At 66.7% G+C, this 19,652-nt stretch carries 14 protein-coding genes; 12 read left to right on the plus strand and 2 right to left on the minus strand.

Going from position 1 to position 19,652, the window contains the following annotated elements; genetic code table 11:
- The first annotated feature begins 102 nt into the window (after positions 1–102).
- The 6 genes from ACZ0AE_RS05780 to cyoD all read left to right on the plus strand — a co-directional run bounded on the left by ACZ0AE_RS05780 (position 103) and on the right by cyoD (position 7,121).
- Positions 103–1,107: a 2-hydroxyacid dehydrogenase gene (locus tag ACZ0AE_RS05780; RefSeq protein ID WP_463600606.1), complete on the plus strand. Its 1,005-nt coding sequence runs from the start codon at positions 103–105 to the stop codon at positions 1,105–1,107.
- Between the two features lie 48 nt (positions 1,108–1,155).
- Entirely contained in the window at positions 1,156–2,778 is a 1,623-nt protein-coding gene (locus ACZ0AE_RS05785) for a lactate permease LctP family transporter (RefSeq protein WP_463600607.1), read from the plus strand.
- A 266-nt stretch (positions 2,779–3,044) separates the two neighbouring features.
- The gene (gene cyoA, locus ACZ0AE_RS05790; RefSeq protein WP_137188923.1) at positions 3,045–4,133 is read left to right on the plus strand and encodes a ubiquinol oxidase subunit II; all 1,089 of its coding nucleotides are present in this window, start codon (positions 3,045–3,047) and stop codon (positions 4,131–4,133) included.
- 8 nt (positions 4,134–4,141) lie between these two features.
- Entirely contained in the window at positions 4,142–6,139 is a 1,998-nt protein-coding gene (gene cyoB / locus ACZ0AE_RS05795; protein ID WP_038692409.1) for a cytochrome o ubiquinol oxidase subunit I, read from the plus strand.
- Entirely contained in the window at positions 6,136–6,777 is a 642-nt protein-coding gene (gene cyoC / locus ACZ0AE_RS05800; RefSeq protein WP_038689650.1) for a cytochrome o ubiquinol oxidase subunit III, read from the plus strand. Before cyoB ends, cyoC begins: the two co-directional genes overlap by 4 nt.
- The gene (gene cyoD, locus ACZ0AE_RS05805; protein ID WP_038689648.1) at positions 6,777–7,121 is read left to right on the plus strand and encodes a cytochrome o ubiquinol oxidase subunit IV; all 345 of its coding nucleotides are present in this window, start codon (positions 6,777–6,779) and stop codon (positions 7,119–7,121) included. The genes cyoC and cyoD overlap by 1 nt, the downstream gene beginning before the upstream one ends.
- Before the next feature lie 927 nt (positions 7,122–8,048).
- On the opposite strand, the gene ACZ0AE_RS05810 is transcribed toward cyoD, so the two are convergent.
- Positions 8,049–10,112, minus strand: coding sequence for a putative bifunctional diguanylate cyclase/phosphodiesterase (locus ACZ0AE_RS05810; protein WP_463600608.1), 2,064 nt, complete (start codon positions 10,110–10,112; stop codon positions 8,049–8,051).
- Positions 10,113–10,263: 151 nt separating this feature from the next.
- Between ACZ0AE_RS05810 and radA the strand changes: the two genes are divergently transcribed.
- The 4 genes from radA to ACZ0AE_RS05830 all read left to right on the plus strand — a co-directional run bounded on the left by radA (position 10,264) and on the right by ACZ0AE_RS05830 (position 16,512).
- The gene (gene radA / locus ACZ0AE_RS05815; RefSeq protein WP_038692408.1) at positions 10,264–11,646 is read left to right on the plus strand and encodes a DNA repair protein RadA; all 1,383 of its coding nucleotides are present in this window, start codon (positions 10,264–10,266) and stop codon (positions 11,644–11,646) included.
- A gap of 127 nt (positions 11,647–11,773) precedes the next feature.
- Complete coding sequence (locus ACZ0AE_RS05820) at positions 11,774–13,630, plus strand: ATP-binding protein (protein WP_463600609.1); 1,857 nt, start codon at positions 11,774–11,776, stop codon at positions 13,628–13,630.
- A gap of 45 nt (positions 13,631–13,675) precedes the next feature.
- On the plus strand, positions 13,676–15,982 hold the full coding sequence (locus ACZ0AE_RS05825; RefSeq protein ID WP_463600610.1) for a hypothetical protein: 2,307 nt from the start codon (positions 13,676–13,678) through the stop codon (positions 15,980–15,982).
- Between the two features lie 59 nt (positions 15,983–16,041).
- Complete coding sequence (locus ACZ0AE_RS05830) at positions 16,042–16,512, plus strand: hypothetical protein (protein ID WP_463600611.1); 471 nt, start codon at positions 16,042–16,044, stop codon at positions 16,510–16,512.
- A gap of 180 nt (positions 16,513–16,692) precedes the next feature.
- Here ACZ0AE_RS05830 and ACZ0AE_RS05835 read toward each other — a convergent pair whose 3' ends face one another.
- On the minus strand, positions 16,693–17,487 hold the full coding sequence (locus ACZ0AE_RS05835; protein WP_038689637.1) for a cytochrome C assembly family protein: 795 nt from the start codon (positions 17,485–17,487) through the stop codon (positions 16,693–16,695).
- 131 nt (positions 17,488–17,618) lie between these two features.
- Between ACZ0AE_RS05835 and ffh the strand changes: the two genes are divergently transcribed.
- Both ffh and ACZ0AE_RS05845 read left to right on the plus strand, forming a co-directional pair.
- Positions 17,619–18,998, plus strand: coding sequence for a signal recognition particle protein (gene ffh, locus ACZ0AE_RS05840; RefSeq protein ID WP_038689636.1), 1,380 nt, complete (start codon positions 17,619–17,621; stop codon positions 18,996–18,998).
- A 149-nt stretch (positions 18,999–19,147) separates the two neighbouring features.
- Positions 19,148–19,582, plus strand: a complete 435-nt coding sequence (locus ACZ0AE_RS05845; protein WP_463600612.1) for a hypothetical protein — start codon at positions 19,148–19,150, stop codon at positions 19,580–19,582.
- The last annotated feature ends 70 nt before the right edge of the window (positions 19,583–19,652 follow it).

Here is a 19,652-nt window from a genome sequence, read left to right on the forward strand (position 1 = left end):
AGGTGGGCAGCCGGGTCCATGGTGGGGGCCGGTATCTGGCGCGTGTTTCCGTGTGTCATCGAGGAGCGGTATGGTGGGGCTGGAATTCCCGGAGAGCCCGTCATGCGAACTGCCGTCTTCAGCGCCCGGCCCTACGACCGCCGCTTCCTCGAGGAGGCCACCCAGCGTGCCGATGCGGCCCGCCCGGTGGAGTTCCTTTACTTCGACGCCACCCTCGACGTGCATACCGCGGCGCTGGCGCAGGACTGCGAGGCGGTCTGCGTCTTCGTCAACGACCGTCTGGACGCGCCGGTGCTGCAGGCCCTCCACGCCCTGGGCGTGCGCGCGCTCCTGCTGCGCTGCGCCGGCTTCAACAACGTGGACCTCGCCATGGCCGGGCAGCTGGGCTTCTTCGTGGCGCGGGTGCCGGCGTATTCGCCCGAGGCGGTGGCCGAGCACGCATTGGCGCTGGTCATGACGCTCAACCGGCACACCCACCGCGCCTACAACCGGGTACGCGAAGGCAACTTCATGCTCGACGGGCTGCTCGGGCGCACGCTCTACGGCAAGACGGTGGGCATCGTGGGGACCGGCAAGATCGGCCTGGCCACGGCGCGCATCTTCAAGGGCATGGGCTGCACCGTGCTCGGCCACGATCCGTACCCGTCGTCCGCGTTCGATGCGATCGGTACCTTCGTCGCGCTTGACGAGCTGCTGGCGCGCGCGGACATCGTGTCACTGCATTGCCCGCTGACCCCGGACACCCACCACCTGATCAACGCCACCTCGCTGGCGCGGATGAAGCCCGGCGCGATGCTGGTCAACACCTCGCGTGGCGGGCTGGTCGATACCCACGCGGTGATTGGTGCGCTCAAGGCGCGGCACCTGGGGTACCTGGCCATCGACGTGTACGAGCAGGAAAGCGCGCTGTTCTTCCAGGACCGCTCCGGGGAGATCATCGATGACGACGCCTTCCAGCGCCTGATGACCTTCCCCAATGTGCTGGTCACCGGGCACCAGGGCTTCTTCACCGTGGAGGCGCTGCAGGAAATTTCCGAGATCACCCTGCGCAACCTGGGGGATTTCGCCGCTGGCCGGCCGTGTCCCAATGCGGTGCCGCTGCCCTGATCCACGCGTACCGCTGTTCCCCGTCTTTTCCCACCGCAGGGGCTGACCATGTGGCATCAGAACTACGATCCGCTCGGCAATGCGAATCTCTCGGCGCTGTTGGCCGTGTTGCCGGTGCTGGTGTTCCTGCTGGCGCTCACCGTGCTTCGCCTCAAGGGCCTCACCGCCGCGCTGCTGGCGGTGCTGGTCTCGGCACTGGTGTCGTCGCTGGTGTTCGGCATGCCGCTGGACACCCTGCTGGGGGCGGCGTTGCTCGGCATTGCCAACGGCGTATTCCCGATCAGCTTCATCGTGCTGATGGCGGTCTGGCTGTACAAACTGGCCATCCGCAGCGGCAAGTTCGAGGTGATCCGCGGCAGCATCGCGACCATTTCCGAGGACCAGCGCATCCAGGTGCTGCTGATCGCGTTCTGTTTTGGCGGCTTCCTCGAAGGCGCCGCCGGTTTCGGCGTGCCGATCGCGATCTGCGCCGCGCTGCTGGTTGAACTCGGCTTCCGCCCGTTGAAGGCGGCCATGCTGTGCCTGGTCGCCAACGGCGCGGCCGGTGCCTACGGCGCGATCGGCATTCCGGTGCTGGTGGGTGCGCAGCAGGGTGGGGTGGGGCTGGGCGAGATGTCGCAGATGCTGATTCCGCTGGTTCAGCTCTGCGCGCTGCTGCTGCCGGCGGTGCTGGTGCTGCTGCTGGACGGCTGGCGCGGGGTGCGCGAGACCTGGCCGGTGCTGCTGGTGGTCGGCGGCGTGTTCAGTGGCAGCCAGACGCTTGTGCTGTACCTGCTGGGGCCCGAACTGGTGGATATCATCGGGCCGCTGGCCGCGATGGGCAGCCTGGCAGCCTTCATGCAGGTTTGGCGCCCGCGCCGGATCTACCGCGAGGCGCAGGCGCCGCCGGTGTCCAGCCAGCGCTGGACGCTGCGGCAGGTGCTGCTGGCCTGGTCGCCGTTCTACATTCTTACCGCCACCATCCTGGTCTGGAGCCTGCCGGCGTTCAAGGCGTTGTTCGCCGCCGATGGCGCGCTCGGGTCCACGGTGCTGCACCTGCCGGTCAGCCTGCTCCACCAGCGCGTGCAGGAATTGCCGCCGCTGGTGGCCGCCGCGCACACGCTGTCGGCGGTCTGGACCGTGGGCTGGCTCAACGCCTCGGGCACCGCGATCCTGATCGCCGCGCTGCTTACGGTGGTGCTGTCGCCGAAGCTGGGCCTGCGCGCGGCCGGCGAGGAGCTGGCCCAGTCCGGCCGGGAGATGTGGAAGCCGCTGGCCACCGTGGCGCTGGTGATGGCCGTGGCCTACATCACCAATTACTCGGGGGCCTCGTCCGCGATCGGGCTGGCGCTGGCCCAGGCCGGCGGGGTGTTCCCGGCGCTGGCGCCGGTGATCGGCTGGACCGGCGTGTTCATCACCGGCTCGGTGGTCAACAGCAACACCCTGTTCGCCCACCTGCAGGCGGTCACTGCTGCGCAGATCGGGGTCAGCCCGGCGCTGCTGGTGGCCGCCAACACCGCCGGCGGGGTAATGGCCAAGCTGGTGTCGCCACAGTCGATCGCCATCGCGGCCGCGGCGGTGAAGCTGGTGGGCCAGGAATCGGCGATCATGCGCACCACCCTGGCGGTGAGCCTGGCGCTGCTCGGCTATGTCTGCCTGTGCACGCTGCTGCTGTCGTGGCTGCTCGGGTGACGGGCAGGGCATTCATGTCTATACATGAACGTGTTGGCGTGCTGAATCGGGCGTATTGCCCGCACTGCGACAACGTGTCGCAGCCAAAACGGGGCTTTCCTGCGCTGGATCATTGTCAATGCCTTTCTTAAATGATGCATGACGGCCTAAAATTAGAGGGCTGACATGATCGTCCCCTGTGCCTGTCCCCCTGGACCGGCACAACCGGCCTTTGGCCGGGACGGGGCGCGCTTGAGCTGGCATTCCCTACGCAATTGGATCGACCGATGATTCCGTTGAAACCCCTTGGACGCTATTTGCGTCCGGGCCTGCTGTTCGCGTTGTCCGTGTTCCTGACGGGCTGCAACTCGGCCATCCTCAACCCCAAGGGCCAGATCGGCCACGATGAGAAGACGCTGCTGATCACGGCTACCGTGCTGATGCTGCTGGTCGTCGTGCCGGTCATCATCATGACCCTGACCTTCGCCTGGAAGTACCGCGCGACCAACACCAAGGCCCGTTATGAGCCGAAGTGGTCGCACTCCACCGCGATCGAAGTGGTGGTGTGGTCGATCCCGTGCATGATCGTGCTGGTGCTGGCCGTGCTGACCTGGCGTTCCTCGCACGCGCTGGACCCGTACCGTCCGCTGGAGTCGGACAAGAAGCCGGTGGTGATCGAAGCCATCTCGCTCGACTGGAAGTGGCTGTTCATCTATCCGGAAGAGAAGATCGCCACGGTCAACGAGATCACGTTCCCGGTCGATACCCCGCTGAACTTCAAGATCACGTCCGATTCGGTGATGAATGCCTTCTTCATCCCGCACCTGGGCAGCATGATCTACTCGATGACGGCCATGGAGACCAAACTCCACCTGATCGCCAACGAGACCGGTGAGTTCCCGGGCATGTCCTCGCACTACAGCGGCGCGGGCTTCAGCAAGATGCATTTCAGCGCCCATTCGGTGACGGATGCGCAGTACCAGCAGTGGCTGGCCAAGGTCCGCGCCGACACGGCGACCCTGGACAAGACCGCGTTCAATGCGCTGGTGGCCGAAAAGAACCACGACTGGCACCCGGTGACGTACTTCGGTACCGCCGAAGCCGGCCTGTTCGACTGGGTCATCGCCAAGCACATGGGCGACAACCAGCACTACGGCATGAAGCACGACCACAACGCGATGGGCCATGACGGCGCCGCAGGCGAAAGCCACGCCGGCCACGACATGCCTGCCGCTGCAGGTCCTGCCCCGGCGGACGTGCACGCCGACGACACGCACGCGGCGCATGCCGCGGGTGCTGACGCCGAGCACGCCGAACACACTGCAGACGAGCATGCCGCCGCCGGTCACACCGGCCACGCAGGCTCGGGAGAATAAGCATGAATCTGTTGGGTAAACTGACATTTGCCGACATCCCGCACGATCCGATCATCATCACCACGTTGATCGGTGCTGGTATCGGTGGCCTGCTGGTGCTGGCCCTGATCACCAAGTTCAAGCTGTGGGGCTATCTCTGGAAAGAGTGGTTCACCTCGGTGGACCACAAGAAGATCGGCGTGATGTACCTGGTCATCGCCTTCGTCATGCTGCTGCGCGGCTTCGCCGACGCGATCATGATGCGTGTCCAGCAGGCCATGGCCGCCGGCGGTAACGAAGGCATCCTGCCCCCGCATCACTACGACCAGATCTTCACCGCCCACGGCGTGATCATGATCTTCTTCGTGGCGATGCCGCTGATCACCGGCCTGATGAACGTCGTGGTGCCGCTGCAGATCGGCGCGCGCGACGTGGCCTTCCCGTTCGTCAACTCGCTCAGCTTCTGGCTGTTCGTGGCGGGCGCGGGCCTGGTGATGATCTCGCTGGGCGTCGGTGAGTTCGCGCAGACCGGTTGGCTGGCCTTCCCGCCGTTGTCGGGCAAGGAATACAGTCCAGGGGTAGGTGTCGACTACTACATCTGGGGCCTGCAGGTAGCAGGCCTGGGTACCACGCTGAGCGGCATCAACTTCTTCATCACCATTTTGAAGATGCGTACCCCGGGCATGAAGCTGATGCACATGCCGGTGTTCACCTGGACCGCGCTGGTCACCAACGTACTGATCATCGCCGCCTTCCCGGTGCTGACCGTCACCCTGGTGCTGTTGACCCTGGACCGTTACCTGGGCACGCACTTCTTCACCAACGACGGTGGCGGCAACGCCATGCTGTACATCAATCTGATCTGGATCTGGGGTCACCCGGAAGTCTATATCCTGGTGCTGCCGGCCTTCGGCGTGTTCTCCGAGGTCATCGCCACGTTCTCGCGCAAGGCGCTGTTCGGCTACAAGGGCATGGTCTACGCCACCGCCTGCATCGGCGTCCTGTCGTTCATCGTGTGGCTGCACCACTTCTTCACCATGGGCTCGGGTGCCAACGTCAATGCCTTCTTCGGCATAACGACGATGATCATCTCCATTCCCACCGGCGTGAAGATCTTCAACTGGCTGTTCACCATGTTCCGCGGTCGCGTGCAGTTCACCACGCCCGTGCTGTGGACCATCGGCTTCATGGTCACCTTCACCATCGGCGGCATGACCGGCGTGATGCTGGCGATTCCGGCCATCGATTTCGTGCTGCACAACAGCCTGTTCCTGATCGCCCACTTCCACAACGTCATCATCGGCGGCGTGGTGTTCGGCATGTTTGCCGGCATCACCTACTGGTGGCCGAAGATGTTCGGCTTCCGCCTCAATGAAACCTGGGGCAAGCGCGCGTTCTGGTGCTGGTTCATCGGCTTCTACGTGGCCTTCATGCCGCTGTACATCCTGGGCTTCATGGGCATGACCCGCCGCATGCAGAGCTACCCGAACCCGGAATACCAGCCGCTGCTGGTGATTGCGATGTTCGGTGCGTTCATCATCGGCGCCGGCATCCTGTGCCAGGTGATCCAGATCGCCGTGTCGATCCGCGATCGCAAGAAGACCGCCGACCTGACCGGCGACCCGTGGGATGCACGTACGCTGGAGTGGGAAACCTCTTCGCCGCCGTCGTTCTACAACTTCGGCTCGCTGCCGCGCGTCACCGAACTGGACGAGTTCTGGGAGCGCAAGCAGCGTGGTGAAGCGTGGGAGCGCCCGGCCAAGTACACCGACATCCACATGCCGCGCAACACCGGCACGGGCGTGGTGATCGGTGCCTTCAGCCTGGTCCTGGGCTTTGCGATGATCTGGCACATCTGGTGGCTGGCCATCGTCGGCATCGTCGGCATGATCGGAACCTTCATCTGGCGCACCTTCGACAAGGACACCGATTACTACGTGCCCGCCGCCGAAGTGGAGCGCATCGAAAATGAGCACCGTCGCCACCTGGTGGCGCAGGGCCTGGTGAAAGCGGAGCTGAAGGCATGAGCAGCACTACCTCCAACGCCATGAACCATGGGCACGCCGCGCACGCGGCGGCCCACGGCCATGATGACCACGAGCACCACGACACCGGCGGCAATACCGTCTTCGGTTTCTGGGTGTACCTGATGAGCGACTGCCTCATCTTCGCCAGCCTGTTTGCCACCTACATCGTGTTGTCCGGTGGCACCAACGGTGGCCCGGGCCCGAAGGATCTGTTCGACCTGACCTTCGTTGCCTGGGAAACCACGCTGCTGCTGGTCTCTTCGCTGACCTTCGGCTTGGGCATGATTGCCCTGCACAAGCACAAGGTGGGCCAGATGTACCTCTGGCTGGGCCTGACCTGGCTGTTGGGCTTCGGCTTCATGGTCATGGAAGTGTGGGAGTTCAACCACCTCATCCATGAGGGCTTCGGTCCGGACCACAGTGCGTTCCTGTCGGCGTTCTTCGCGCTGGTGGGCACCCACGGCCTGCACGTCAGTGCCGGTCTGCTGTGGCTGCTGATCATGTTCATCCAGATCAAGCAGAACGGCCTGACCCCGACCAACAAGACCCGTATGGCGTGCCTGAGCCTGTTCTGGCACTTCCTGGACCTGATCTGGATCGGCGTGTTCTCCGTCGTCTACCTGAAGGGAGCGCTGTAATGTCCGCACACGACAACCACGCACACGACCATGGTGCCGGCGGCGAAAGCCACGGCAGCGTCAAGTCGTACCTGGTCGGCTTCGCGCTGGCCGCGATCCTGACGATCATCCCGTTCTGGCTGGTGATGCACGGCAACCTGCCGACCTTCACCACCGGCGTGATCATCGTGATCGCCGCGGTGCTGCAGATCCTGGTGCACCTGGTGTTCTTCCTGCACTTGAACCGCTCGTCGGAGCAGCGCTGGAACGTCAGCGCGGCGGCCTTCACCGTGGTGGTGATCGGCATCATCGTCGCCGGCTCGCTGTGGGTCATGCACAACATGAACGTGCACATGATGCACTGACGTCCTCGCGACGTTGCTGCACGGAGAAAGGCCGCCTTCGGGCGGCCTTTCTGCGTCTGGCACCCGCCGAGGCAGGGCCGGTTCCCAAACGACTGCCGATATCCCGTCCACACCCGGCGAACGCATGACAATCATCGCGGCCGCGCACCGCAACGGCAGAGCCGGCGTCGTTCAATGGCACGGCAGAGCCCGCGCCGTTCAACAGTCATGTCGCCACCGCGCGTTGCACCGTTACCGGCAGTCGACCAAGGTTCGACCCTACCGGCAATCTGGCACCCGCCGAGGTAGGGTCGGTTCCCAAGCGACTGCCGATATCCCGTCCACACCCGGCGAACGCATGACAATCATCGCGGCCGCGCACCGCAACGGCAGAGCCGGCGTCGTTCAATGGCACGGCAGAGCCCGCGCCGTTCAACAGTCATGTCGCCACCGCGCGTTGCACCGTTAACGGCAGTCGACCAAGGTTCGACCCTACCGGCAATCTGGCACCCGCCGAGGTAGGGTCGGTTCCCAAACGACTGCCGATATCCGGTCCACACCCGACGAACGCATGGCAATCATCGAGGCCGCGCACGGCAACGGCAGAGCCGGCATCGTTCAATGGCACGGCAGAGCCCGCGCCGTTCAACAGTCATGTCGCCACCGCGCGTTGCACCGTTACCGGCAGTCGACCAAGGTTCGACCCTACCGGCAATCTGGCACCCGCCGAGGTAGGGTCGGTTCCCAAACGACCGCCGATATCCCGTCCACACCCGACGAACGCATGGCAATCATCGCGGCCACGCACGGTCACCGCAGAGCCGGCATCGTTCAATCGCAGGGCAGGACCTGCGCCGTTCAACGGTCATGTCGCCACCGCACGTTGCACCGTTACCGGCAGTCGATCAAAGGTTCGACCCTACCGGCGGACGCGGTGCGTGCGGTCTCCTACGCCGCCTGTGCCAGGCGCAGGAACGCGTCGGCGGCCACCGGCCGGCCCAGGTGGTATCCCTGCAGCAGGTCGCAACCGAGGTCGCTCAGGTACTGGCGCTGGCCATCGGTCTCCACGCCTTCGGCGACGATCTGCAGCTGCAGCGAGCGCCCCAGCGCGATGATCGAGGACACGATCGCGGCGTCTTCGGCGTTGTCTTCCAAGTCGCGCACGAACGCACGGTCGATCTTCAGTTCCGTGGCTGGCATGCGCTTGAGGTAGAGCAGGCTGGAATAGCCCGTGCCGAAATCGTCGATGGAGATGTTCACGCCCATGTCGGTCAGGCCGTGCAGGATCTGCAGGCTGGCTTCCACGTCCTTCATGGCGGTGGTTTCGGTGACTTCCAGGGTCAGGTGGCGCGGATCCAGGGCGTGCTTTTCCAGCGTGCGCCGCACCGTTTCCAGCAGGGAACTCGAGGCGAACTGCAGCGGCGACAGGTTCACGGCCATCGACCAGTCCGGGTGGCCGGCGTCGTGCCACTGCCGCAGCTGCGCGCAGGCCCGGTCCAGCACCCAGTCGCCCAGCGGCAGGATCAAGCCGCTGCGTTCGGCCACCGGAATGAAGCTGTCCGGACTGAGCAGGCCCAGCTCCGGGTGCTGCCAGCGCACCAGGGCTTCGGCGCCGATCAGGGCCTGGCCATTGGCCGGGAACTTGGGCTGGTAGTGCAGCACCAGTTCGTCGCGCTGGATGGCGCGGCGCAGTTCCTGCAGCAGCTTGAGCTGGCGGTTGGCGCTGACATGCATCGATTCGGTGAAGAACGTATAGCCGTTCCGGCCCGAATCCTTGGTGTGGTACATCGCCGCGTCGGCATGCGCCATCAGCGCCCGCTCGTCGGTGGCATCGGCCGGGTACAGCGCGATGCCCAGGCTGGCGGTGACCTGCAACTCCAGCGCATCGATAAGGAACGGCTCGGCCACGCAGGCGATGATGCGTTCGGCAACCACGGCGGCATCTTCGGGATCGTCCACCTGGAACACGATCACGAACTCATCCCCGCCCAGCCGCGCGAAGGTGTCGTGGCTGCGCAGCAATGCACTCACGCGCTCGCTCATCTGGATCAGCAGCTTGTCGCCAAGCTGGTGGCCGTAGGCATCGTTGATGGCCTTGAAGCCGTCCAGGTCGCAGAACATCACCGCAAAGCTGAACTGCCGCCGCTGCGCCTTCTCGATGGCCTGTTCGATCCGGTCCTGCAGCAGCATGCGGTTGGGCAGCTGGGTCAGGGGGTCGTGCAGGGCAGCCTGCAGCAGCTTCTCGTTGGCGTGGGCCAGTGAATCGGCCAGCAGGCCGGTGCGGGTGCGCATCTGGCGGTCGAACACCGAGGCCAGCAGGGCAATGCCGAGCGTGGCCAGGGTGGTCACGATGACCAGCACCGCCAGCCACTTGCTGTCCAGCCCGTCGCCGATCACCGCGCCGCAGATGCTGCCGGCGGGGAAGTTCGCCGCCGCCATGCCGGTGTAGTGCATGCCCACAATGGCCAGCCCCATCACCACCGAGGCCATGCCACGCAGCAGCAGTGCACGGCGCTGTTCCAGCCGCAGCCGGAAGGCGATCCAGAGGGCTGCACCGGCCGCAACCACGGCAATCAGCAGCGACAGCGTGAACCAGAACGGGTCGTACTCGATGCCCGGCTGCATCTGCAGTGCGGCCATGCCCAGGTAATGCATGGCCGCGATGCCCAGGCCCATCAGTACCGCCCCGGCGCACAGCCGCGTCCACGGCAGTGCCGGGCGCGAGACCAGCCACAGCGCGTAGGCCGACGCGCCCACCGATACCGCCAGCGAGAACAGGGTGATGCCCAGGTCGTAGCCCACCGGGATCGGCAGGTGGAAGGCCAGCATGCCGATGAAGTGCATCGACCAGATGCCCAGCCCCATCGCACCGGCGCCGCCGGCCAGCCACCAGCGGGCGACCCGCCCCTGGGTGCTGGCCAGCCGACCGGCCATGTCCAGCGCGGTGTACGAGGCGAGGATGGCGACCAGCAGCGAGAACACGACAAGACTCTGGCTGTAGGTGCCGGTCATGGAAAAGCCTGGAAAAGAACGGAAGGGGCAGTCGCCCGCTGTGGTATCGGCATCGCCGGGAGGATCTTTAGCGATGGGGGTGAGGCGGCGTCTCGGTTGCTGCGACGCGGCTCGGCTATCCTGCCCGACAACCGATGAAGTGGAAGTGGACATGGCCAAGCGACTCACCGCGTACGTCTGCAGTGAATGTGGCGCCGAATACAGCAAGTGGCAGGGCCAGTGCAGCGAGTGCGGGGTCTGGAACGTGCTGACCGAGATCACTCTGGAAAGCGCGACCCCCGCCGGCAAGGCCTCGCCGGCGTCGCGCCGCTCGGGCTGGGCGGGCAAGGTCGACGCGCCCAAGATCATGGCGCTCAAGGACGTGCAGCAGACCGAACACCTGCGGGTGAGTACCTGCATCGGCGAGTTCGATCGCGTGCTCGGTGGTGGCCTGGTGGAGGGCGCGGTGATCCTGGTCGGCGGTGACCCGGGCATCGGCAAGTCCACGCTGCTGCTGCAGGCGGTGGCGAAGATGGCCGCCACCCTGCCGGTGCTGTACATCACCGGCGAGGAATCGCTGTCGCAGGTCGCCGGCCGTGCGGTGCGGCTGGATCTGCCGCTGGACAACGTCAACGCACTGGCCGAAACCCAGGTGGAAGCGATCCTGCAGCACGCCAGCGTGGCCCGGCCGAAGCTGATCGTGGCCGACTCCATCCAGACCCTGTGGACCGAATCGCTGACCGCCGCGCCCGGCTCGGTCAGCCAGGTCCGCGAGAGCGCCGCGCGGCTGGTGCGCTTCGCCAAGGAAACCGGCACCGCCGTGTTCCTGGTCGGCCACGTCACCAAGGAAGGTGGTATCGCCGGGCCGCGCGTGCTCGAGCACATGGTCGATGCGGTGCTGTACTTCGAAGGCGAGAGCGGCAGCCGCTTCCGCCTGCTGCGCGCGTTCAAGAACCGCTTCGGGGCGGTCAACGAACTGGGCGTGTTCGCGATGGGCGAGAAGGGCCTGAAGGAAGTCTCCAACCCGTCGGCGATCTTCCTGTCCGGCGGCAGCACCCAGCAGCCGGGCAGCTGCGTGATGGTCACCCGCGAGGGCACCCGGCCACTGCTGGTGGAGGTGCAGGCGCTGGTGGACACCTCGCCGTTGTCCAACCCGCGCCGCGTCGCGGTGGGGCTGGAGCAGAACCGGCTGGCGATGCTGCTGGCGGTGCTGCACCGTCACGGCGGCGTGCTCACCGGCGACCAGGACGTGTTCGTGAACGTGGTGGGGGGCATCCGGGTGCAGGAAACCGCGGTAGATCTGCCGGTGCTGTTGGCGGTGCTGTCCTCGCTGCAGGACCGGCCGCTGGCCGAGAAGACCATTGCCTTTGGCGAGGTTGGCCTGTCGGGCGAAATCCGCCCGGTGCCCAACGGCGAAGATCGCCTGCGCGAAGCGGCCACCCATGGGTTCAAGCGCGCGATCGTGCCCAAGGCCAACGCGCCCAAGACCGGCAGCGTGAAGGGCATGGAGGTGATCGCGGTGGAGCGGCTGTCCGAGGCGATCGAGGCGATCTGAACGCGGTGTTTCCGAGGCACCCGCCGCGCAGGTAATGCGCGGCCAGGCTGTGCTAGTTTTCCTCCCCTGAAATCCTCGTTCCAGCGCGTATCCCGGCCGGGGTGCGCCCGCCAGAGAAAACGATTCCATGCAAGAGACTCCCCTGGATGTACAGGGCGCCAGCGAGATCCGTCGCGCGGGTGTCGACCTCAACGGATTGATGACTGTCCTTGGCAAGCATCTGTATTCCACCCCGGTGGTGGCACTGCGCGAACTGGTGCAGAACGCGCACGATTCGCTGGTGCGACGGCGCCTGGAACAGGCCGACTGGCAGGAGCCGGGCCGGATCGAGGTGCACGGCGATGCGGTCAACGGCATCGTGCGCATCATCGATACCGGCGCCGGGCTGACCCAGCAGGAAATCCACGATTACCTGGCCACGGTTGGCGTGGGCTATACCCGTGGCCTGCGCCAGGCCGGCGAGGACGACGAAGGCCTGATCGGCATGTTCGGGCTGGGCTTCCTGTCCGCGTTCGTGCTGGCGCGCCGGGTGACCGTGCGCACCACCTCCTACCAGCAGCCGATGCTGGGCCACTGCTATGTCTCCAGCAACGCCGAGCAGTACACGGTGTCCCCGATGCCGGCGCGCGCGGTCGGCACCGAAGTGGTGCTGGAACTGCATGGCAGTTACGTGCACCTGGCGCAGGAGCAGAACCTGCGCGATATCCTCGGCCGCTATTGCGCGCTGCTGGGCGAGCCGATCCACATCGGCCAGGATGCGCGCGCGATCAACCCCGAGCCGCCGCCGTGGCGTCCGCAGGCCGGCGTGGTCATGCACCCGCTGCAGGCGCAGCGCCGCGGCCTGGAGTTCGCCGCGCACTTCGAGCGCAGCTTCGAGCCGATCGCCTGCATGCCGCTGCGCGCCGATGGCGGCAGCGATGCGGTGGGCCTACTCTGGGTACAGGACGGCGCCACCTACGGCACCAGCGACAACCGCAATCTCTCGGTGTTCGTGCGCGGCATGCTGCTCGATGACGACGCACGCGAGCTGCTGCCGCCCTGGGCCGGTTTCATCGGTGGTGTCATTGAATCCAGCCGGTTGACGCCTACCGCCAGCCGCGAGGACCTGCAGCGCGATGAAACCTACAGCGCAGTCCAGCATGCATTGGGCGAGGCGCTCATCGATGGGCTGGTGGAGATCGCACGGCAGCAGCCGGAGGCCTGGCGACGCATCCTGGCGCGGCACAATGAAGCGCTGCTGGGTGCCTCGCTGTGCGATGACCGCCTGTTCCAGTTGCTGCTCGAACACGTGCGCGTGCCAAGCTCGCAGGGCGACATCAAGGCAAGCGAACTGCCGTCGCGCGGTGCGGTCCACGTGATCCTGGACAACGGCGGCGGTTTCGAGGAAATGCTGTTCCGCGCGATGGGCGTGCCGGTGGCGCATGGCAACCGTTACGCGGTGGTGCCGTTCCTGCGCCGCTGGACCCAGGCCAAGGGCATGCGCCTGGTGGAGCTGGGCACCGAACAAGGCAACCGCGCGCTGTTCCGCACCGATACGCTGCCCGAGGCGGACATGGAGTGGCTGCAGACCCACCTGGGCGACGGTGAGCAATTGTTGCCGGCGCATTTCAGCCCGGCCGAACTGCCGGTGGTGGTGGTGCCCGACCGCGAGGCCGAGCTGAAACGCCGCCTGGAAGACGACGAAAACGACAAGCGTGTATCAATGGCCGCGCTGCGGCTGGCGCGCCAGTTCACCGCCCGGATCGTCGCGCGCGCACCCTCGCGCCTGTACCTCAACCTGGACAACCCCGCCGTGCAGGCGTTGCTGGCGGCGATGCGCGCCGGCAACCCGCAGGCCGCGTCCGCCGCGCGCCTGCTGCGCTCGCTGAAGGTGATCGTCAGCGCGCAGGGTCGCGCCCAGGACGGCGGCGCGGCCAGTAGCGACCTCAACCGCGCGTTCGGCGACATCGCCGATGCCTTGCAGCAGATGCTGCAGGCGCGCTGATACTCCCTTTCTTCATCATTACGCACTGCAGGACGACACGACCGCATGGATATCTGGAACTGGGTGGAAAAACTGCAGGATGATCTTGGCGAAGCCGGGCAGGCGCAGAGCGCACAACTGCTGACGCGCTTGACCGACGAAGTCTGCGAACTGCGCCTGGACCGTGTGGACGCCTTGCTGCCCGAAGCGCGTGCGTTGGGCAAAACGCTGGGCAATCCGTGGCTGGACGTGTTCGTCGGCCATTGGGACATGCGCAACCGCGTCGGCAACCGCCTGGAAGGCGAGTCGGCGCTGGGTGACGCCGTGGCGCTGTTCGAGCGCGCGCACCGTGCCGACACGGTGGAGTGCCCGCAGTCGATCTGCGTAACCCAGGACCTGGCCGCCTGTTACGGCAACATCGACGGCCCCGGCTGGGTGCCCGAGCGCATCGAGGTCTGCGAGGAAACGCTGGCGCGGATCGATCCGAGCTGGGCATGCTTCCAGTGCCTCAGCTGCGAGAAGGCCGATGCATTGCTGGACGACGGCAACAGCCAGGGCGCCCTGGATTACCTGGACGTGCAGGCCGGCACCGTGCTGGCGCATGGCGGCAAGGTGTACGACAGCTTCCCGGAAATGCGCATCAAGATCCTGCTCGCCAGCGGCCGCGCGGCCGAGGCGCTGGCATTGATCGACGCGCGCCAGGCCGAGGTGGATGCCGAGGGTGACTACGAGCCGGCAAACTGCACCATCCCGCGCAAACTGTCGCGCGCATGGGCGCTGGCGCAGCTGGGTCGCGATGAAGAAGCGCTGGAATCGCTGGTGCCATGGAACCAGTTGTCGCCGAACTACCGCCGCATGTGGGCGCATACGGTGGCGCTGCTGGTGCGCAACGCACCCGAGCGCAACAGCTGGGACCTGGGCCGCCGGCTCAGCGCGACCCTGGCGCATTACGCAGCAGTCGGCGCGCATCGCTTCGTGATCGAGATTGCCGGACTGTGCGTGGACATGGCGCTGCAGCGTGGCGCGGTGTGGACCGCACGGCGCCACCTGGCGCTGGCCCGGGAGCACCTGGGCAGCCTGCGCCAGGACCGCGGTGCAAGCGAGGCCGTGGCCGCGATGGCTGCGCGCCTCGATGCCGCCCCCGGCGCGGCGGCGTTGCCGGTGCCCGCCGAGGGCCTGCTGGACTGGCTGGTCGAACAGGGCGAGCAGGGCGACGGGCGCGACCCGGAACGCGAGGCGCAGTGGTTGCTGCAGGGCGTGGAGCAGCGTCCCGACGACGCGGCGATGCTGGATGTCGCCGCCTCGGCGCTGAATGCCTGCGGCGCCGAGAATGACGCGATTGCGATGCTGTGGGCGTTCGTCGAGCGCCACGCGCATGAGGATGCTCCCCCGGCGTACTCCTTGATGGGCCTGCTGGTGCAGCGTGGCGACCAGGCTGGGGTGGATCGCCTGGCGCAGCATTACCAGGCGCGGGTGCCGGTGTTCGCACTGTGGTGCCAGGCGCAGATGGCGCACAAGCTCTCCGACTGGCCCGCGCTGGAGCAGGCGAGCAGCGCGCTGCTGGCACTTTCGCCGCAGTCGCATGGCGCCCGCAACCTGCTGGCGATGGCCCTGATGGCCATGCAGCGCTTCCAGGACGCGGCCGCGCAGTACCGTCACCTCACCGAGGTGCTGGAAGAGCCGCGCAGCGCGCACTGGGACCACATGACCGCCGCCAGTGCCGCCCGCGACTGGGCCGCCGTGCGTGGCTCGGCAGCGGCCATCGGCATGGAACTGGAAAGCACCGATGGCCCGGTCGAGGAATCCTTCGGCTGGGTGATCATCCGCTGCGCGGACGGCGGCGAGCCGATCGAATACTATGCGCGCCGCACCGGCCCGGTCACCGCGCGCATTGTCGAGAACGCGCCGGCCAACCGCCGCCAGCGCGTGGATGACTGGGTGGTGTTCGACGCCGAACTGGTCCATCCGGCACCGGAGGACGAGCAGGAGCGCGAGCGCTTCATGCCCACCTACGCCGAAGTCCACCTGCTTCAGCGCGGTGGCTATGCAGGCAGCTGGCTGGTCGATGGCGTGCACCCCGGTGAAGACGCGTGGACCGCATTCTCCGAGGCCGTGGAGGCCCGGGGCTGGAAGCTGTGGACGCACAGCCCGGACGATTACCAGCTCACCGATGCCCAGGGCGACGATGCGCCGCTGCCGGGCGTGCTGTTCACCCTGGCGCAGCCGCTGGAACAGCCGCCGCTGGACCTGCACCGGTTCCTGCTCGAGGCCACCGCGCACTGGCCGCACCGGCTGTGCTGGCTGCGCCTGGCCGAGGCCTGTGGCCAGGACGAGCAGCGTCATGTGGACGTGATCGAGCGCTACGGTCTATAAGAGCCAGGCCGGGTGCGCCACTGGGGCGCCTGGCCCATTCACAGGGAAGGGAACGGGATATGCGGACACGTGGTTGGAAAATGTGCGGTGGCATGGTGCTGATGGCGCTGTGCGTGCCGGTGGTACAGGCCGCGCCGGCCTGTAGCGATCCGGTGGCAGTGGGGCAGGCCTTCCTGAAGGCCAGTGCGGACGATTTCCTCGCCACCTCGCCGAGCGTGCTTACCCCCGGTTTCGCCCAACTGCTGGCGGCCGAACGCGAATGCCAGCGGGTGGAGGAGGGTATCTGCCGGTTCGACAGCGATCCGTGGCTGGATGGGCAGGACGGTGAGATCGATGCGCCGCCGGTGTTCACGGCCACGCCGTCGACGCAGGCCACGCGCGTCACCGTGGAAGCGCGCTACCGGGTGTGGAAGGCCGCGCGGTTGACCCGCCTGACGCTGGTGCGCGCCGACGATGGCTGCTGGCGGGTGGATGACATGATCACCAACAGCGGGCAATCGCAGCGCGCCTTGTTGTCGGCGCCGATGTAACCCATTGCCCGGGTCCCGCCCGGCAATGGGAACCCCCGTAGTGCCGGGCTCTGCCCGGCAACCCTGGATCAGCAGCCGAGCGTAGTGCCGGGCTCTGCCCGGCAACCCTGGATCAGCAGCCGGGCAGAGCCCGGCTCTACGAGGCAACCCGTGGATCACGCAGCCGGGCAGAGCCCGGCTCTACCTGGAATGGCCGAACACCAGTTCGATCACGAACTGGCTGCCGAAGAACGCCAGCAGCAGCAGCGCCATCGCGGTGAGGGTCCAGTGCACGGCCTTGGCGCCCCGCCAGCCGTACCGGCGGCGGCCGATCAGCAGCGTGCCGAACACGATCCACGACAGCACGCTGAGCACGGTCTTGTGCACCAGCTTCTGGGCCAGCAGGTCATCGACGAACAGCACGCCGGTGACCAGGGTCAGGGTGAGCAGCGCGAAGCCGACCGTGATCACCCGGAACAGCAGGGCCTCCAGGTCGGCCAGCGGCGGCAGGGCCCGCAGCCAGGGACGGAAGTCGCGGCGGCGCAGCGCACGTTCCTGCAGCCACAGCATGATCGCCAGCAGCGCGGCCACGCTCAGGGTGGCGTAGGCCAGCAGCGCCATCCATGCGTGCGTGGCCAACTGCCAGCCCAGCGGCTTGCTCGGCTCGTGCCCATACCCGTGGTAGATGCACAGCACCGCTGCGGCCATCGGGAAGACCAGTACGCCGAGCGCTGCCATGCGCCCGCGCGCGGCCACCAGCGAGGTCAGCCAGGCCATGCCCAGGCCCACCAGCGACAGCGCGGCGAAGAAGTGCATGTCCGGGCCGCCGGTGGTGCGCATCGCCACCAGCACGTGGTAGCCGCCGTGCAGCAGCATGGCCGGCAGCGCCGGCCACAGCCAGGCAGGTGAGCGGATCGCGTCATCGCGGCTGACGGCGCGCACCAGCAGGGCGGTGGCGGTCAGGTACAGCAGGGTCGCGATGAGAACGATTGTCATCGTGGCAGTTTCGCATACCCCCGGGGTGCTGGCGATGCCTGCGGCCACGGGGCGCAGGTGCGGTCCGGGGTGCTTGGTGGACCCGCTATACTGTGCGTCTCTCTGTCTTTCGTTCTGAACAGGTTGCCTCCATGTTCGAGTCCCTGACCCAGCGCCTCTCCGGCACCATCGAGCGGCTGCGTGGCCGCGGTCGCCTCACCGAGGAAAACATCCGCGAGGCCACCCGTGAAGTGCGCATCGCGCTGCTCGAAGCCGACGTCGCCCTGCCGGTCGTGCAGGCGCTGGTCGAGCGCATCAAGGTGCGCGCCGTCGGCCAGGAAGTGCTCAAGTCGCTGACCCCCGGCCAGGCGCTGATCAAGGTCGTGCGCGACGAGCTGACCACGGTCATGGGCTCGGCAGCGTCGGACCTCAACCTCAACGTGCCGGCCCCGGCGATCATCCTGATGGCCGGCCTGCAGGGTGCGGGCAAGACCACCACGGTGGCCAAGCTTGCCAAGCACCTGAAGGAAAAGCGCAAGAAGAAGGTGATGGTGGTGTCGGCCGACGTCTACCGTCCGGCCGCGATCGAGCAGCTCAAGACCCTGGCCGACCAGGTGGGCGTGCTGTTCTTTGCCTCCAGTGCCGACCAGAAGCCCGAAGCGATCGTGCGCGCGGCCATCGATGACGCACGCAAGTCGTTCGCCGATGTGCTGATCGTCGATACCGCCGGCCGCCTGGCCATCGACGACGCCATGATGGCCGAGATCAAGGCGCTGCACGCGGCGGTCAACCCGGCTGAAACCCTGTTCGTGGTCGACGCCATGACCGGCCAGGACGCGGCCAACACCGCCAAGGCCTTCGGCGAAGCGCTGCCGCTGACCGGCGTGGTGCTGACCAAGACCGACGGTGACGCCCGCGGCGGTGCCGCGCTGAGCGTGCGCTACATCACCGGCAAGCCGATCAAGTTCGTCGGCGTCAGCGAAAAGCCCGACGGCCTGGACGTGTTCCACCCCGACCGTATCGCCAGCCGCATCCTGGACATGGGCGACGTGCTGTCGCTGGTGGAGCAGGTCGAGCAGCAGGTCGACAAGGACAAGGCCCAGAAGCTGGCCGAGAAGGTCGCCAAGGGCAAGAAGTTCGACCTGAACGACATGCGCGACCAGCTCGAGCAGATGCAGAACATGGGCGGCATTGGTGGCCTGATGGACAAGCTGCCGGGCCTGGGCAACATTCCCGAGCACCTCAAGCAGCAGGTCAGCCAGGGCAAGGAAGTGCCGCGCATGATCGCCATCATCAACTCGATGACCAAGAAGGAACGCCGCAACCCGGGCCTGCTCAACGGCTCGCGCCGTGCCCGCATCGCGCGCGGTTCCGGCCTGACCCCGGCCGACGTCAACAAGCTCATGAAGCAGTTCCAGCAGATGGAAAAGATGATGAGCAAGATGGCCGGTGGCGGCATGAAGGGCATGATGCGCAGCATGAAGGGCATGATGGGGGCCATGGGCGGCCGCGGCGGCCTGCCATTCCGCTGAGCACCCTGTGCGCGGAAGGCCTGCGGGCCCCGCGCGCCTCTGCTTCAACGTAATGTCCGCATGCGTCATCGGCCTGCGCTGTTGCCTCTTGCCAGCGTCTTGGCCGGGTGATTGACTAGCCCGCTGTTGAACCTCTCAAAGGAATGCCCGTGAACAAGTCGATCGTGGTGGTGGCGCTGGTCCTGGCGCTGGCCGCCTGCAAGGACGACACGTCGATGTCGCAGAAGGCAGGCAGTGCCATCAGCGGCACCGCCGCCGATTTCGTCGCCGGCCTGGGCGAGGGCGTGGACAAGCGCATGAGCGTGACGCTGCAGACCGACCCCGGTCTGGCCGCGCGCGGCCTGACCGTGACCCAGGGCAAGAGCCGTGGCATGGGCTCCAAGGACGCGGCGGTGTACGTGGTGGCCGACAAGCCGTTCAAGGGCAAGCTGGTGGCACGCGCGCTGGATGCCGACGGCACCGAGATCGGTCGGGCTGTGGTCGAAGAGGAATTCTCCGCCGACGACGCGCGCTATGTGACCTTCACCTTCAACGAAGAAATGGACAGCCAGCTGGTCCGCACCTACGCGGTGTCGGCGCGCTGAATCCTGCCGGCGTGCATGCCGGGCAGGGCGGTGCGGCGTATGCTGGCCGGGTCTGACCCTACAGGTGCGC

Source organism: Stenotrophomonas sp. AC248 (assembly GCF_979258185.1).